This window comes from Actinomadura fibrosa (assembly GCF_900659615.1).
In the GTDB taxonomy this organism is placed as follows: Bacteria; Actinomycetota; Actinomycetes; order Streptosporangiales; family Streptosporangiaceae; genus Spirillospora; species Spirillospora fibrosa.
In genome coordinates, this window is sequence record NZ_CAACUY010000122.1 from 11,174 (window position 1) to 28,204 (window position 17,031).

Consider the following 17,031-nt stretch of genomic DNA (forward strand, 5'->3'; position numbering starts at 1 on the left):
ATGGTATTGACACTCTGTCGCTGGCCGGACGGGCGCCGGGCGACCCAGACTTGGGGCATGTCGGAACACGCGAACCTTCTCCGGCGCCACAGGGCGGTCATGCCCTCCTGGCTGGCGCTCAACTACGGAAGTCCCATCGAGATCGTCGGCGGCAAGGGCGCCCGCGTGACCGACGCCGAGGGGAACGGCTACCTGGACTTCTTCTCGGGCATCCTCACGAACATGATCGGGTACGACGTGCCCGAGGTGCGGGAGGCGGTGGAGCGGCAGCTCGCGACGGGCGTCGTCCACACCTCCACGGCGTACCTGCTGCGCGGGCAGATCGAGCTGGCCGAGAAGATCGCCGGGTTGTCGGGCATCCCGGACGCGAAGGTGTTCTTCGTGAACTCGGGGACCGAGGCGAACGAGACGGCGCTGCTGCTCGCCGCGTACGCGCGGCGCAGCGACCAGGTCCTCGCGATGCGGCAGAGCTACCACGGCCGCTCGTTCGGCGCGATCGGCGTCACCGGCAACCGGGCGTGGACGAACATCTCCTACTCGCCGCTGAACGTGCACTTCCTGCATGGCGCCGACCGGCACCTGCCGCAGTTCGCGGGGATGTCGGACGCGGCGTACGTCGACGCGTGCGCGCAGGACCTGCGGCACGTCCTCGCCACGGCGACGGGCGGGGACGTGGCGGCGCTGATCGCCGAGCCGATCCAGGGGGTCGGCGGGTTCACGTCGGCGCCGGACGGGCTGTTCGCCGCCTACAAGGAGATCCTCGACGAGCACGGGATCCTGTTCATCTCGGACGAGGTCCAGACCGGCTGGGGGCGGACGGGCCAGGGCTTCTGGGGCATCGAGAACCACGGTGTGCGGCCGGACATGATGACGTTCGCGAAGGGGCTCGGCAACGGCTTCGCGGTCGGCGGGGTCGTGGCGCGCGGCGAGCTGATGGACGCCCTGCACGCGGTCGGGCTGTCCACGTTCGGCGGGAACCCCATCGCCATGGCGGCGGGGAACGCGACGCTCGACTACGTCCTGGACCACGACCTCCAGGCGAACGCCGCCCGGCAGGGCGCGACGATCATCGAGGGGCTGCGGCGGGAGTCGGCGCGGTTCCCGATGGTCCGGGACGTCCGCGGGAAGGGCCTGATGTTCGCGCTGGAGCTCGCCGACCCGGGGACCGGCGAGCCGAGCCCGCCGCTGGCGGCGGCGGTGATGGAGGCCACGCGCGAGCGGGGGCTGCTGGCGGGCAAGGGCGGCCTGTACGGCAACGTGATACGCATGGCACCGCCCCTGACCCTCTCCGACGCCGAGGCCGCCGAGGGCCTCGCGATCCTGACCGCGTCCCTCGAAGCGGTGCACGAGGCCGTCTCCGGAAAGACGACAGCATGACCGAGAGCAAGCACGTCACCCACTGGATCGGCGGGAAGCCGTTCGACGGCGAGGCCGAGCGGAGGGGCGACATCTACGAGCCGTCCACCGGGCGGCTCGCCGGGACGGTCGACTTCGCGTCCCCCGCGGAGGTGGACGCCGCCGTCGCGGCGGCGAAGGCGGCGTTCCCCGGCTGGCGCGACGCGTCGCTCGCGCAGCGGACCCGCGTCCTGTTCCGGTTCCGCGAGCTGCTCGTCGAGCACCGCGACGAGCTGGCCCGGCTGATCTCGTCCGAGCACGGCAAGGTCGTGTCGGACGCGGCGGGCGAGGTCGCCCGCGGGCTGGAGGTGGTGGAGTTCGCCTGCGGCATCCCGCACCTGCTCAAGGGCGGGTTCTCCGAGAACGTGTCGTCGCGGGTGGACGCGTACTCGATCCTCCAGCCGCTCGGCGTGGTCGCCGGGATCACCCCGTTCAACTTCCCGGCGATGGTGCCGATGTGGATGTTCCCGGTGGCGATCGCGTGCGGGAACACGTTCGTGCTGAAGCCGTCGGAGAAGGACCCGTCCGCGTCGGTCCGGATCGCGGAGCTGTGGGCCGAGGCCGGGCTGCCGGACGGCGTGTTCAACGTCGTGCACGGCGACAAGGCGGCGGTGGACGGGCTGCTGGAGCATCCCGACGTCAAGGCGGTCAGCTTCGTCGGCTCGACCCCCATCGCGCGGTACGTCTACGAGACGGCGGCGCGGACGGGCAAGCGGGTGCAGGCGCTCGGCGGCGCCAAGAACCACATGGTCGTCCTGCCCGACGCCGACCTGGACCTGGCCGCCGACGCGGCCGTCTCGGCGGGCTTCGGCTCGGCGGGGGAGCGCTGCATGGCGATCTCCGTGGTCGTCGCCGTGGACCCGGTCGGCGACGAGCTGATGGCGAAGGTGCGCGAGCGGGTCGCGAAGCTGAAGGTGGGGCCCGGCGACGATCCCGAGGCGGAGATGGGGCCGCTCGTCACGGCGCAGCACCGCGACAAGGTCGCCTCCTACCTCGACGGCGGGGTCGCGCAGGGCGCCACGCTCGCGGTCGACGGGCGCGAGACGCCGGTGCTCGGCGGCGGGGAGGGCGGCTTCTGGCTCGGACCGTCCGTCCTCGACCACGTCACCCCGGAGATGGACGCCTACAAGGACGAGATCTTCGGGCCGGTGCTGTCGGTCGTGCGGGCCGGCTCGTACGAGGAGGCGATGGAGCTGATCTCCGCCAACCTGTACGGCAACGGCACCGCGATCTTCACCAACGACGGCGGGGCGGCGCGCCGCTTCCAGAACGAGGTGGAGGTCGGGATGGTCGGGATCAACGTGCCGATCCCCGTGCCGATGGCGTACTACTCGTTCGGCGGGTGGAAGGCGTCGCTGTTCGGCGACAGCCACGCGCACGGCATGGAGGGCGTCCACTTCTACACGCGGACGAAGGCCGTCACGGCACGGTGGCTGGATCCGAGTCACGGCGGCGTGAACCTCGGGTTCCCCACCAGCGGCTGACGCCCGCGCGCTCGTCGGGCCCGTCAGCCGGTTCGGTCTCGCCGCCGGTGTCCTGCGCGTCCGTCTCCTCCGTCCCGCCGGCGGGCGGACGGGCGCGCAGAGCGGAGAGGCCGAGGCCCACCGCGAGGCACGCGAACGGCAGCGCGGGCACCACGTAGCGGTAGTCGAAGTCGGCGCTGGCGATGGGGAACACCAGCAGCGTCATCGCCGTCGCCCAGGCGAGCAGGACCTCCCGGCGGCGGCGGTGCGCGAGCAGGATCCCGGCGCCGCCCAGCGCGAACGCCGCGCCGAGCGCCTCGCCCGGCATGTGGTAGCGGCGCTCGTAGGCGATCATGCGGTCGGCGTGCGGCTGGACGACCTCGCTCGGGGTGGCGGTGCGGCCGTAGCGCATCGCGTCCGACAGCGCGGTGCCCTCCCCGCCGGCCCAGCTCCGGCCGCCGGGGAAGAGCTGCGGCCGGTCCGGGAAGTGGTAGAGGCCCTCGGTCGTGGCGGTGGGGTGCGGGGCGCGGTGCGAGCTGAACGCCATGCCGACGCCGTCGGTGACCGTACGCAGGTAGTCGCCGGGCTGGGCGAGGATCGCGCGGATGGAGAAGTCCCGCAGGGTCGCGTTCGCCTCCGGGTCGGTGACGGTGCCGAGGACCTTGCGGGGCGGGGTGTCCGAGCGCCAGATGAGGTGCCCGGGCGGGTCGTTCTCGGCCTTCACGGCCGGGCTGAGGCATAGCTCACGCTGCACGGCCGGCGCGTTCATCTTCGCGCAGTCGGCGAACTGGGCCGTCCGCCCCCACAGATAGAGGCCGTCGGACGTGGTCAGCGCGTAGGTGCCGCGCTCGGAGTGGAACCACATCGCGTACGCGGCGAGCGGGACGGCGGCGGCCGTCCCGAAGGCGAGGGCGGCCCGCCATCCGCGGCGCCGCAGGAGCAGGCAGAGCAGGACGACCGGGACGAGCGGGGCGCCCGCCGACCGGACCAGGACCGCGTAGCCGAGCAGCAGGCCCGCGGCGGCCGCCGTCCACCAGGCGGGTCCCGGGTCCGCGCCGCGGATCCGCCACAGCAGCAGTGTCAGCGCCGCGGCGATGAGGAACGTGAACAGCGTCTCCGACATCAGCAGGTGCTCGATCTCGACGGTGTAGGCGTCGTAGAGCAGCGGGAGCGTGACGGTGGCGGAGACCAGGGCGGGGAGCCCGGCCCGGCAGAGGACCGCGTACGCCATCGCGGCGACGGCGAGGCCCATGAGGTGCTGGGCGACGACGACGGCGGTCAGGCTGTGCAGCGGTTCCAGCAGCCGGAGCGCGAACGGGTAGCCGAGCGTCTTGCTCGGGGACGGCTTCGGGTGCAGGGCGTAGCCGATGTAGAAGTAGGAGTCCCCGGTGAACCACAGGCCCTTCGGGTAAGCCCGTACGGCCGTCCAGCGCAGGAGCGCTCCACCGGCCAGGGCCAGCAGGAACGGTGCGTGGCGGAGATAGGGATGAAACGCCCAGATTGCCTTAAAGGCCGCGAAAAGCCGGAAGGGCACGCGGATCCGCCTCGCCAGTCCTCGGTGACAAGGAACGCCACGGTAGGGGGCCGCCGTGGCGGCCCGGTGTCGCCCGCGTGAACGCCGCATGGCGGACGGTGACCCGCGGCGGCCGCCGCCGGGCGAACCGGCAGGTCGGGCCGCTTCCCGGGGCGGCCGGGACTTTCTGCCGCCCGGACATTTTCGTCGTCAATTTTCGTCCGCGGCCACCCGACAAATAATAGCTACAACTATTGACTGGCTCTGTGGCGGGCGACACAATCTGACTGTCTCAATTAAATGCGTCGAATTGAAAAAGGTCAGGGTTCGCAGTCAGGACCGTGACCGCGGGGTCCGCCGCAGGGAGCCGCCATGACCGCCGACGACCACGCCGCAGAGGTCGAAGCGCTCGGAAGGCGATTTCCGGGCTGGACCATCTGGTTCGGCCTGTTCACCGGGCACTGGTGGGCGCTGCCGCCCCGCGGCACCGACGCCGGCGGGTTCCTGGAGGCCGACACCCCGCAGCGGCTCATCGCACGGATCGAGGTGGTCAAGCACGCCGCACCGAGACGGGCCCTGATCGACGACGGCCCATGGCCGTCCCACGACCCCCGGCAGGACGCGCGACGTCCCTCGAATCTCCTCCGTCTCGAGGGCGTCACACCGTCGCCGTTCGGCCGGGTGCCGGTGGTCGCGTGGCCAGGCAGCACTGCAAGGTGATCCGCTGTTCCCCAACCTCGCCACGTCCGCCGGTGCCGCCGCGGCCCCATGAAGGACAGTAGCCCGCGCCATATCCCTCTCCAGCAACCTCCGTGTGTGGCGCGGACGCCAGCACCCGCTGTCCTTCAGGGCCGCGGCGGTCTCTTTGTTCCGGAGCCGCCCGAATTCGCGCCGACCGAATGGCGCCGTAATGGCCGCCGCCTATGCGGCCGCCTGGTCGGGAGAGAAAGTCCTGTGAGTTTGGATCCGCTGTAATCCGGGACTGCGGAAAAGCAATACGGCGACGAATATGCCCGTGGGCTTCCGATAGCTCCGTCCGCCGCCTGGTGCGTCGGCGGGAAGGGCGGCGGCCCCCCGCGCGGCCGCCTCCGCGGCCGTCTCCGCGCGACCTCGCCGGACGCGCCGGAACCGCGGCCGGTCGGGCCGGGCACCGCGTTCCTCCAGGGCCGGAGACGCTACGCTGCGCCGACGGGCCCGTCCGCGTGGGGGACGGCCCGGCGGACGGATCGGGAGCGACATGCGGTTGACGGCCACGGCGCGGGCCAGGACGACGACGGCGCTGGTGGTGACGGCCGTCCTCGCGGCGGCCGGCCTCGGGGCGTGCAGCGGGGACGACCGCCCGGCCGGCACCGTGAAGGTGGCCAGCACCCTCGGGCCGGGCGAGGGCACGCTGAACCTCGTGACGCTGCCCGGCGCGATCGAGAGCGGCGGCAGCGACCCCCGCGTCGACTGGGTCACCCCCTTCCAGGAGCGCACCGGCTGCAAGGTCGGCTGGAAGGTCGTCAAGACCCCGCGCGAGATGACCAACCTCATGCGCGACCGGGACCGCCGCTACGACGGCGTCGCCGCGCCGCCCGAGGTGGCGGGGCAGCTCATCGCCGACGGGCAGGCCACGCCGGTGAACACCGGCCTGGTGGACGGCTACAAGAAGCTGGAGCCGCGGCTGCGGGCCCTGCTGCGGCACGACGGCAAGTACTACGGCGTCCCGTACGTGTGGGGCTCCAACCTGCTGATGTACGACACCCGGGCCGTCCAGCCGCCGGCGAGCTGGGCGGCGCTGTTCGACCCGGCCCAGGCCCGCCGGTACTCCGGCCGGATCATCATGCGCGACAGCCCGCTGTCGATCGCCGAGGCCGCCCTCTACCTCAAGGGCGAGGACCGCAAACTCAAGATCACCGACCCCTACGCGCTGACGCCGCGGCAGCTCGCCGCCGTTGCCCGCGTGCTCACCGCGCAGCGGCCGCACGTCAAGCGGTACTGGGAGCTGCCTGCCGACGCCGTCAGCGCGTTCGCCGGGGGAGAGGCCGTGCTCGGCCAGGGCTGGCCCTACCAGGTGGACGTCCTCAGCCGCGCGTCCAAGCCGGTGCAGGGGGCGGCGCCGTCGGAGGGCGTCACCGGCTGGATGGACGCGTGGATGATCGGCGCGCGCGTCCAGCACCCCAACTGCATGTACCAGTGGCTCCAGTGGACGGCGTCGCCGGACGTCCAGCAGCAGGTCGCGGAGTGGACGGGGGTGGCTCCCGCCAACCCGCAGGCGTGCTCGGGCGACCGGCTCAGGTCGGCGTTCTGCAACGCCTACCACGTCGGCGACCGCGCGTACCTGGAGAAGGTCATCTTCGCGCACACCCCGGCCCGGAAGTGCGGCGGCACCGGCCGCGACGCGGGCAAGGACGACTGCACCGACTACGCGGAGTGGATGAAGGTGTGGATCGAGTCCACGAAGCAGTGACACGAAGAGGTGACCGGGGGCCGTGACGCGGGGCGGCCCTCCAGGCGCACCCGGCCGGCGCCGCGGCCGGCGGAGTGCGCCTCCCCCGTGGCTAAAGGTCTCTCCGGCGCGCCCGACCGCCCCCAGTCGGGCGCGCCTCTCGGGTGGTCCCGGGCTTCCCCCCGAACGCCCAGGTCACCCTTCTCCTTGGAGAGACCTCCATGACGACGGCCTTCTCCAGGCCCGTCGCCCTCGCCGGCGCCGGCCCCCCGACCGGCCGTCCGGCATTCGTGATCGGCTCCCGCGGGTCCCGCTGGCGGCGGGATGCCGGCGGGGCGGGTGCGCATTCCTCGCACGCGAACACCCCGGAGGAATCCGGCAGGCGGCCGACGCGCACGCGCGGCCGGGGCCATCTCTTGCGGCAGGCGACGCACTCCTCGCCCCGGCGCTGCGCGGTGGTCAGCGCGCGCGGGTCGAGGGTCGGCTCGCCCGTCTGGCCCATGTCCCCATCCCCCTCGGCGGGAGTCGAATCTCACGTGACTCCTTTATAGGCCGGGGAGCGTGTTGCCCTTGTTATCCCTGATGAAAGGGGTGGCAAAGGCTCCGGGGCGATCCGCCGCGCCGCCCGCCCACCAAGATCGTCAAGGGCTATGGAGCCGCCGGCCGACCGGGAGGGAGGCGGCCCGCCGGGACGGGCATGGCCGATAATGGGCGGGTGATGCCTCCTTCAGACGCCTCCCGCGACGTGGTCGTGCTCGGCTCCACCGGCTCGATCGGCACCCAGGCGCTCGACGTGATCCGGCGCAACCCCGGCCGGTTCCGGGTGACCGGTCTCGCGGCCGGCGGCGGACGGGTCGGGCTGCTCGCCGAGCAGGCCCTGGAGTTCCGGCCCGAGGTCGTCGCGGTCGCGAAGGCGTCCGCCGCGCAGGAGCTCCAGCTCGCCTTCTACGCCGAGGCGAAGCGCCGCGGCTACGCGGCCGGCGACTACGCCATCCCGCGGATCGTGGCCGGGCCCGACGCGGTGGCGGAGGTCGCCGCGTGGCGGTGCGACGTGGTGCTGAACGGGGTGACGGGCGCGCTCGGGCTGGCCTCCACGCTCGCCGCGCTGGACGCCGGGCGGACGCTCGCGCTGGCCAACAAGGAGTCGCTCGTCCTCGGCGGGCCGCTGGTGAAGGCGCGGGCGCGGCCCGGGCAGATCGTCCCGGTCGACTCCGAGCACTCGGCCCTCGCCCAGTGCCTGCGGGGCGGGCGCGCGGACGAGGTGCGGCGGCTGGTGCTGACGGCGAGCGGCGGCCCGTTCCGCGGCAGGAGCCGCGCCGAGCTCGCCGAGGTCACCCCCGAGCAGGCGCTGAACCATCCCACCTGGGACATGGGCCCCGTCGTGACGATCAACTCGGCGACGCTGGTGAACAAGGGGCTGGAGGTCATCGAGGCGCACCTGCTGTTCGACGTCCCGATGGACCGGATCGAGGTCATGGTGCACCCGCAGTCGGTGATCCACTCGATGGTGGAGTTCACCGACGGCTCGACGCTGGCGCAGGCCGGCCCGCCCGACATGCGGCTGCCGATCGCGCTCGGCATGACCTGGCCCGACCGGCTCCCGGACGCGGCCCCGGCGCTCGACTGGACCCGGGCGCACACCCTGGAGCTGTTCCCGCTGGACGACGAGGCGTTCCCCGCGGTGGCGCTCGCCCGCCGCGCCGGCGAGCTGGGCGGCACGGTCCCCGCCGTCTACAACGCGGCGAACGAGGAGTGCGTCGAGGCGTTCCGGGCGGGGCGGCTCCCGTTCCTCGGCATCGTCGACACGATCGTGCGGGTGATGGACGAGCACGGTGCCGGGACGGCCGGCGACCTGACGCTGGACGACGTCCTCGCCGCCGACGCGTGGGCCCGCGGGCGGGCTCGGGAGCTGACCGGAACCGCGCCCGAAAAGGAGCGCTCGGGCGTCTGACGGCCGCCTCCGGCTTGGTCCCGGGGCCTCGGGGTAGTGAGGCGGGTGTCACCCGCCTCCGGGGCGTCCGGGGGCCGACCCTTGGGGGCCTGGATGGCCTTTCTCTTCGGTGCCGCCGCCTTCGTCGTCGCGCTGCTGGTGTCGGTGATGCTCCACGAGGGCGGGCACCTGCTCACCGCCAAGCGGTTCGGGATGAAGGCCACCCAGTACTTCGTCGGTTTCGGGCCGACCCTGTGGTCGCGGCGCCGCGGCGAGACCGAGTACGGCGTCAAGGCGATCCCGCTGGGCGGCTTCGTGAAGATCGTCGGCTACACGCCGCTGGAGGAGATCGATCCGGCGGACCGGGAGCGGGCGTTCTACCGGCAGCCCGCCGGCCGCCGCGCGGTCGTCATCGGCGCCGGCGTCGCCGCCAACCTCGCGTTCGCGTTCCTGCTGCTCATGCTCATGGCCCTGACGGTCGGGGTGCGCGAGCCCGGTTCGGTGACGACCACGGTCGACGAGGTCACCGCGTGCGTGCCCGCCGGGGTGCGGGACGGCTGCGGCGACGGCCGGCCGCGGTCACCGGCGTCGGCCGCGGGGCTGCGTCCCGGCGACCGCGTCGTCTCGTTCGGCGGCACCCCCGTCGCGGACTGGACGCAGCTGCGCGACGCGATCGGCGGCGCGGAGCCGGGCCGGACGGTCCCGGTGGTGGTCGAGCGTCCGGGCGCCCCGCGCCCGCTGACCGTGCCGGTCACCCTCGCCGACGTCGGCGGCAAGCCGTTCGTCGGCATAGCGGCGCGGGTCGTCGGCGGAGGGTACGAGCGGACGGGGCCGATCAACGCCGCCGTCTTCGCGGCCCGCGGCCTCGGCGCGGCCTTCACCGGCATCGGCGAGGTCGTCGTGGACCTGCCGTCCGCGATCCCGAAGCTCTTCTCGCCCGAGCGGGAGAGCACGCCCGGCGGCCAGGTCGGCAGCGTCGTCGGCGCGACGGAGGTGTCCGGCCAGATCTTCTCGTCCGAGAGCTCCGCCCGGGACAAGCTCACTCTGTATCTGTCACTGGTCGTCTCGGTGAACATCTTCCTAGGGGCGCTGAACGTCCTGCCGCTGCTGCCCTTGGACGGGGGCCACCTCGCCGTGGTCGCCTACGAGCGCGCGCGGGCCCGCCTAGCGCGGTTCCGGGGCCGTCCGGATCCGGGCACGGTCGACATGACCAAGTTGCTGCCCATCACCTACCTGGCGGTCCTGATTCTCGTGGGGCTGGGGGTGCTGCTGATCCTCGCCGACGTTGTCAATCCCCTCCGGCTACCACAATGAAGCCGAAAGGTTACTCTTGGTAAGTGGCCGGTCACACTATTCCGTACCGGTCGCCGTCACCTCATTCGTCCCGGGCGCCTAGGCTTGTACGGGCCGGGCAGGCTTCGCCGCGCGGACGACCCGGCGCGGCGGACGTGAACGGAAACGAGGGGCGCCCGGCCCTCCTCTGCGGGGGCCTGAGGGCCACACCCGGGGCGACCCGGGGCCGTCCTCCGGAGGAGCAGAGGCGAGTCAGAGGAGAGCAATGAGCGTTTCACTGGGTATTCCTACGATCCGCGGTGAGGGCGACGGGACGGAGGCGCCGCGTCCGGTCGCGCCGCGCCGTGCGTCCCGGCAGATCAGGGTGGGCGATGTGCCGGTGGGCGGGGACGCCCCGGTGTCGGTGCAGTCGATGACCACGACGCTGACCGCCGACGTGAACTCCACGCTTCAGCAGATCGCGGAGCTGACCGCGTCGGGGTGCCAGATCGTGCGGGTGGCGGTGCCGTCGCAGGACGACGCCGACGCGCTGCCGGCGATCGCGCGCAAGTCGCCGATCCCGGTGATCGCCGACATCCACTTCCAGCCCAAGTACGTGTTCGCGGCGATCGACGCGGGCTGCGCGGCGGTGCGCGTGAACCCGGGCAACATCAAGAAGTTCGACGACAAGGTCGGTGAGATCGCCAAGGCGGCCACCGCGGCCGGGGTGCCGATCCGGATCGGCGTGAACGCCGGCTCGCTCGACAAGCGGCTGCTGGAGAAGTACGGCAGGGCCACCCCCGAGGCGCTGGTGGAGTCGGCGCTGTGGGAGTGCTCGCTGTTCGAGGAGCACGGCTTCCGGGACATCAAGATCTCGGTGAAGCACAACGACCCGGTGGTGATGATCGAGGCGTACCGGCAGCTGGCCGCCGCCTGCGACTACCCGCTGCACCTCGGGGTGACCGAGGCCGGCCCGGCGTTCCAGGGGACGATCAAGTCGGCGGTGGCGTTCGGCGCGCTGCTGAGCCAGGGCATCGGGGACACGATCCGCGTGTCGCTGTCGGCGCCGCCGGTCGAGGAGGTCAAGGTCGGCACGGCGATCCTGGAGTCGCTGGGCCTGCGCAAGCGCGGCCTGGAGATCGTGTCGTGCCCGTCGTGCGGGCGCGCGCAGGTGGACGTGTACACGCTGGCCGAGCAGGTCACCGCCGGGTTGAAGGACTTCCCCGTCCCGCTGCGGGTGGCGGTGATGGGCTGCGTGGTGAACGGGCCGGGCGAGGCCCGCGAGGCCGACCTCGGGGTCGCCTCGGGCAACGGCAAGGGCCAGATCTTCGTCAAGGGCGAGGTCGTCAAGACCGTGCCCGAGGCGCAGATCGTCGAGACCCTCATCGAGGAGGCCATGCGCATCGCCGAGGAGATGGGCATCGAGATCGGCGAGGACGGGTCGGTCTCCGGCCCCGGCGCCGAGGTCGTCGTGAGCTGAGCGTCGCCGTCCGGCCGGACGGAGCGGAAGGGCCCCCGGGTGCGCGTCATGCCGCCCCCGGGGGCCCTTCGTGCCGCCGGAGGGGGCGCACGCTGCGCCGATGTCCGAATCCCGAACGTTCGGGGGACTCGTCGAGTTCCGGGAAACTTGTCACGATTCCGCATCCACTTGTGACGGGGTCTGTCGTGCCGTGCGATCCCGCCGTAACAATCTTCACTCATTACCCGAATGTCTGACTCATCCGGAGTCGGGCCGTAATAGGGGGATATGTGAAGAGGATCGTCGTCGTGGCCGCCGCGGCCGGGCTCGGTCTCACCGGGCTCGGTGCCGCGAGCGCGCAGGCGGCCGCCGGCCCGTCGGCCGGCAGCGCCGGGGGCTTCGACCCGGCCGCCGCCAAGTGGCACGCGTGTCCCGCGGACTTCGTCAAGACGGTGCACGACAACTACGACGCGCTGTACCCGGTCTCCACGATCGTCCAGTGCGCGGAGCTCCAGGTCCCGCTGGACTACGCCAAGCCCAAGGGCAAGAAGATCACCCTCCAGCTGACCCGGACCCCGCACACGGGCTCGGGACCGGCCAAGGGCGACATCGTCGTCAACCCGGGCGGCCCGGGCGGCGGCGGCGCGCTGTTCGGCCCGCGCGTGTTCGCGCAGAACTCCGCGCCGATGCGCGCCGCGTACAACGTCATCGGGTTCGACCCGCGCGGCGTCGGCATGAGCGTGCCGGCCCTCAGCTGCGACCCGAACTACACCAACGCGCCGCGCCCCGACTACGGCACCGGCGACCGGAAGTCGGTCGCCACGTGGCTGAAGCTGTCGAAGGGCTACGCGCAGGCGTGCGGCAAGGCCGACAAGATCGGGCTGCTGAACCACATCAAGACGATCGACTCGGTCCGTGACGTCGAGTCGATCCGCAAGGCGCTCGGCAACAAGAAGCTCGACTACTACGGCGCCTCCTACGGCACCTACCTCGGCTCCACCTACGCCACGGTGTACCCGAAGAACGTCGGGCGCATGGTCCTGGACGGCAACGTCGGCCCGTCCGACGTCTGGTACGACGCCAACCTCAACCAGGACATCCAGTTCGACATCAACATCGAGTACTACTTCGGCTGGATCGCCAAGTACGACTCGGTGTACCACCTCGGCACGACGCAGGCCGCCGTCCACAAGTTCTTCTACGACCTGCGCGCCAAGCTCAAGGCCAAGCCGGTCTACTGGACCGACCCCGACAGCGGCCAGACCCTCGCCGTCGGGCCGGACGAGCTGACCGACGTCATCCTCAACGCCGGCTACCGCCGCAGCCAGGCGGTCTGGAACGCCTACGCGGTCGGCCTCCGGGCGTACAAGACCGGCGACACCGCCACGTTCGCCGGCACCTTCGGCGCCCAGACCACGGGCGGCGCGGACGACAACGGCTACGCGGTCTACAGCGCCGTCCAGTGCACGGACGTGCAGTGGCCGACGAAGTGGAGCAAGTGGCAGCGCGACAACGAGCGGATCAACGCCAAGCACCCGTTCGAGACGTGGGGCAACGCCTGGTACAACGCGCCGTGCCTCTTCTGGCCCGCCAAGGCCGGCAAGCCGGTCAACGTCGGGCACACGAAGGACCTGCCGAAGAACATCCTGATGTTCCAGTCGACGGCCGACGCGGCGACGCCGTACGAGGGCGCGCTCGACATGCACCGGCGCCTCAAGGGCTCGCACCTGGTCGTCCAGGACGGCGACCGGACGCACTGCATCGTGCACCGCGGCTCGGCGGCGGTGGACGCCTACTTCGACGCCTACTTCCTCAACGGCGAGCTTCCGAAGAAGGACACCGTCCACGTCCCGCAGCTCGGCGACCCGGTCCCGCCGGGCGCGCAGGCCTCCACCAAGAGCCTGTCCGGCGCGGGCAGCCTGAAGAACGACGTGATCCGCTGACGACGGCACGGATCCGCTGAGAACCGATCGCGGCGGGCCCCGGGGAGCGATCCCCGGGGCCCTTCCGCGTTACCGGGGTCCGTCGGCGTTCCCGCCGCCGCACGGGGCCGCACGTAACGAAGATCCGCATAACGATGGTTCCGTGGATCTTGTCACGATTCGGCATCTCCTCGCGGCAGCCCCTCCCGTCATAACGGACGAAACCGAAACAATCTCCACGCAATCCACCGCATCGGCTATGCATCGGCGACGCTCCCCCCGGCGCCACCGCGCCACCGGAGCCCGCCGATCCGAGGGGGTTAGGTGAAGAGGATCGTCATCGTCGCGGCAGCGGCGGCCGTGACCGCGGGCGGCGGCGCCGCCGCGGCCGTGTCCGCCAGCGCGTCCGCGGGCACGGACGCCGCCGCGCGCGCCGCGGCCGCCAAGGGCATCGCCTGGGGCAAGTGCGAGGTCAGCGGTCCGAGCGACCCGATGAACACGGCCGAGTGCGCGCAGGTCGAGGTCCCGCTCGACTACGCGAAGCCGAACGGCCGCAAGATCTCGATCGCGGTCTCGCGCTTCAAGCACACCGACACGAAGGACTACAAGGGCGTCCTGTTCGTGAACCCGGGCGGCCCCGGCGGCAGCGGGCTGGCGTACGCGCCGGCCCTCGCCCGCTGGTTCGGCGGCGTCGGGCACGCGGCCACCATCGCCAAGTACGACGTCATCGGCTTCGACCCGCGCGGCGTCGGCTCCAGCAAGCCCGCGCTGACCTGCGACCCGAACTACTCCGACCCGATCCGCCCGGACTACGTGCCGAGCTCGGCCAAGGAGGAGCTCGCCTGGATCGCCAAGTCGAAGAAGTACGCGCAGGACTGCGCGAAGAAGTTCGGCTGGCTGCTGCCGCACATGCGCACCACCGACGCCGCCAAGGACGTCGACGTGATCCGCGCCGGCCTCGGCCAGCAGAAGATCAGCTGGTACGGCTTCTCGTACGGCACGTACTACGGCGCCACCTACGCCACGCTCTTCCCGAAGCGCGTGAACCGCATGGTGCTGGACGGCAACGTCAACCCGAAGACGGTCTGGTACGACGCCCAGCTGGAGCAGGACAAGGCGTTCGAGCGCAACATGAAGTCCTGGTGGGCGTGGATCGCCAAGTACGACTCGCTGTACCACCTCGGGAAGACCGAGAAGGCCGTCGAGGCGCGCTACTACAAGGTCCGCGCCGACGCGAAGAAGGCCCCGATCGGCGGCAAGATCGGCCCGGACGAGCTGGACGACATCGTCCTCAGCGCCGGCTACAACACCGGCTACTACATCCCGTTCGCGCAGGCGCTGTCCCAGTGGGTCAACGACAAGGACCCCTCCGGCCTGCTCGACTGGCTGAACCCCGGCGGTGACGACAACGGCTTCGCCGTCTACAACGCCGTCCAGGCGGCCGACGCCAAGTGGCCCCGCAACTGGAGCAAGTGGCACAACGACGCCGTGAAGCTCTACAAGCAGGGCTACCGCTTCAACACCTGGAGCAACGTCTGGTTCAACGCCCCGATCGCCTTCTGGCCGTTCCAGGGCGGGCCGGCGCTGAAGCTCGGCGCCAAGGGGCTGCCGGGCATCCTGCTCGTCCAGTCCACCCAGGACGCCGCGACCCCGGTCGCGGGCGGCCTGGAGATGCACAAGACCTTCCCGTCCTCGCGGCTGGTCGAGGAGCTCGGCGGCAAGACCCACGCCAACACGCTCAACGGCAACGCCTGCCTGGACGACAAGGTCGCGGCCTACCTCGACAGCGGCGCGCTGCCGAAGAGCCGCAAGGGCCCCGACGCCTACTGCAAGGCCGTTCCGGCGCTCAACGACCCGGACCCGACGGCCGTGACGGCGAAGTCCGCCCGCGCCGCCGCGGGCAAGGACCTCCCGGTCGGCCGCCCGTAGCGCCATCCGCCCGCCGGCTCTCGCCGGCCGGAACCCTGCGTGCCCGCCGCTCCCTCCAGGGGCGGCGGGCACGCCCGTTTCTTTATGGACAATCCCGGTCCACTGCGGAATCGCCCGAAGCGAAGATCATGCGGTTCCCGCGTCCGCCCAGGTAGATATCGGGAGTGCTGAACCTCGCCGCGAAGAGCGCCGCCGCCGGGATCGCGGCCTGCGCCGTCACACTCGGTCTGACTCCGCCTTCCGCCCTCGCAGGGCCTGCCCTGGCGGATCCCGACCCCGCGCCCCGCCCCGCGGGCCTGGCCTGGGTGTCCTGCCCCGCCAAGGACCCGGTGGAGGGCGCACGCCTCAAGGGGCTGCAATGCGCGTCCATCCGCGTCCCCCTCGACTACGCCCGTCCCGGCGGCACCCAGATCACGCTCGCGCTGACGCGGGTCCCGCACACCGCGGCCCGCTCGCAGGGCGCCGTGCTGCTGAACCGCGGCGGTCCCGGCGCCCACGGCCGCGACCTCCCCGCGCTCTTCGCCGCCGCCCTGCCCAAGGACGTCGCGGGCGCCTACGACTGGATCGGCTTCGACCCCCGCGGCGTCGGCGCGAGCAAGCCCGCGCTCACCTGCGACCCGGGCTACCAGTACCCGGGCCGCCCGCGCGCCGACTCCGTCCCCGCGAACGAGAAGGAGGAGCAGGCCTGGAAGGACCGGGCCAAGGCCTACGCCGCCGACTGCGGGCGGAAGTACGGCTCCGTCCTGCCGCACATGGGCACGGAGAACTGGGCCCGCGACCTGGACCGGATCCGGCGCGAGCTCCACCAGCAGAAGATCAACTTCTTCGGCTACTCCTACGGGACCTACCTCGGCGCCGTCTACGCGACGATGTTCCCCGGCCGGGTCCGCCGCATGGTGCTCGACAGCGTCGTCCGCCCGAGCGGGGTCTGGTACGACGACAACCTCGACCAGAACGTGGCGTTCGAGAAGCGCATCCGGGCCTACTTCGCCTGGATCGCCCGCCACGACGGCACCTACCGGCTCGGGAAGACCGGGGCCGAGGTCGCCGCCGCCTACGCCAAGGCCAGAGCCGAGCTCAAGGCCAAGCCCATCGACGGGAAGGTCGGGGCGTCCGAGCTGGACGACCTGTTCCTCGCCGACGGCTACGGCGACTCCGGCTGGGCCGACCACGCCGCCGCCCTGTCCGCCTACGCCGTCCGGCACGACACCGCCCCGCTCGGCAAGGCGTGGCAGCCGCCGGGCCCGCTCGACCAGAACAACTACGCCGTCTACAACGCCGTCCAGTGCCGGGACGCGCGGTGGCCGCGCGACTGGACCCGCTGGCACGCCGACAGCGACCGCCTCTACCGCGCCGGCTACCGTTTCGAGACCTGGAGCAACACCTGGTACAACGCGCCGTGCGCGTTCTGGCCGGTGCCCGGCGGGCCGCCGCCCCGGGCGAGGGGGACCGCCGCGCTGCCGCCGATCCTGCTCGTCCAGGGCACCGAGGACGCCGCCACCCCGTACTCGGGCGCCGTGGAGACGCACCGCAGGTTCCCGACGTCCCGGCTGCTGGTGCAGGACGGCGGCGGCAACCACGGCGTCGCGCTCTCGGGCGACAAGTGCGTCGACACGGCCGTCGCCCGCTACCTCGGCACCGGCGCCGTGCCCGCCGACCGGCCGGGCCCGGACGCCCGCTGCACCGCGCCGAAGCCGCCCGAGCCCGCCGCCGGGCGGAC

Annotated in this window: 11 protein-coding genes; 10 read left to right on the plus strand and 1 reads right to left on the minus strand. The window is 72.2% G+C overall.

Annotated elements, in window-relative coordinates:
- Positions 1-99 precede the first annotated feature (99 nt).
- Both E1300_RS30675 and E1300_RS30680 read left to right on the plus strand, forming a co-directional pair.
- A complete protein-coding gene (locus E1300_RS30675; protein ID WP_370785280.1) occupies positions 100-1,377 on the plus strand; it encodes an aspartate aminotransferase family protein in 1,278 nt (425 codons plus the stop codon).
- On the plus strand, positions 1,374-2,879 hold the full coding sequence (locus tag E1300_RS30680) for a CoA-acylating methylmalonate-semialdehyde dehydrogenase (protein ID WP_131760589.1): 1,506 nt from the start codon (positions 1,374-1,376) through the stop codon (positions 2,877-2,879). The genes E1300_RS30675 and E1300_RS30680 overlap by 4 nt, the downstream gene beginning before the upstream one ends.
- On the opposite strand, the gene E1300_RS30685 is transcribed toward E1300_RS30680, so the two are convergent.
- Positions 2,815-4,392: a hypothetical protein gene (locus tag E1300_RS30685; RefSeq protein ID WP_131760590.1), complete on the minus strand. Its 1,578-nt coding sequence runs from the start codon at positions 4,390-4,392 to the stop codon at positions 2,815-2,817. The two genes, E1300_RS30680 and E1300_RS30685, sit on opposite strands and share 65 nt — an antisense overlap.
- Before the next feature lie 351 nt (positions 4,393-4,743).
- Between E1300_RS30685 and E1300_RS30690 the strand changes: the two genes are divergently transcribed.
- The 8 genes from E1300_RS30690 to E1300_RS30730 all read left to right on the plus strand — a co-directional run.
- On the plus strand, positions 4,744-5,091 hold the full coding sequence (locus E1300_RS30690) for a hypothetical protein (RefSeq protein WP_131760591.1): 348 nt from the start codon (positions 4,744-4,746) through the stop codon (positions 5,089-5,091).
- Positions 5,092-5,608: 517 nt separating this feature from the next.
- The gene (locus E1300_RS30695) at positions 5,609-6,820 is read left to right on the plus strand and encodes an ABC transporter substrate-binding protein (protein ID WP_131760592.1); all 1,212 of its coding nucleotides are present in this window, start codon (positions 5,609-5,611) and stop codon (positions 6,818-6,820) included.
- Between the two features lie 676 nt (positions 6,821-7,496).
- On the plus strand, positions 7,497-8,750 hold the full coding sequence (gene dxr / locus E1300_RS30705; RefSeq protein WP_207400051.1) for a 1-deoxy-D-xylulose-5-phosphate reductoisomerase: 1,254 nt from the start codon (positions 7,497-7,499) through the stop codon (positions 8,748-8,750).
- A 93-nt stretch (positions 8,751-8,843) separates the two neighbouring features.
- Positions 8,844-10,043, plus strand: coding sequence for a M50 family metallopeptidase (locus E1300_RS30710; protein WP_131760594.1), 1,200 nt, complete (start codon positions 8,844-8,846; stop codon positions 10,041-10,043).
- Positions 10,044-10,287: 244 nt separating this feature from the next.
- Positions 10,288-11,481, plus strand: coding sequence for a flavodoxin-dependent (E)-4-hydroxy-3-methylbut-2-enyl-diphosphate synthase (gene ispG, locus E1300_RS30715; RefSeq protein ID WP_207400052.1), 1,194 nt, complete (start codon positions 10,288-10,290; stop codon positions 11,479-11,481).
- Between the two features lie 269 nt (positions 11,482-11,750).
- Positions 11,751-13,403 carry an alpha/beta hydrolase gene (locus tag E1300_RS30720; RefSeq protein ID WP_131760595.1) on the plus strand — a complete coding sequence of 551 codons (1,653 nt, stop codon included), beginning with the start codon at positions 11,751-11,753 and terminating at the stop codon, positions 13,401-13,403.
- Positions 13,404-13,706: 303 nt separating this feature from the next.
- On the plus strand, positions 13,707-15,311 hold the full coding sequence (locus E1300_RS30725; RefSeq protein ID WP_242619487.1) for an alpha/beta hydrolase: 1,605 nt from the start codon (positions 13,707-13,709) through the stop codon (positions 15,309-15,311).
- Between the two features lie 164 nt (positions 15,312-15,475).
- The coding region (locus E1300_RS30730) for an alpha/beta hydrolase (protein ID WP_131760596.1) at positions 15,476-17,031 on the plus strand (1,556 nt) is incomplete at its 3' end.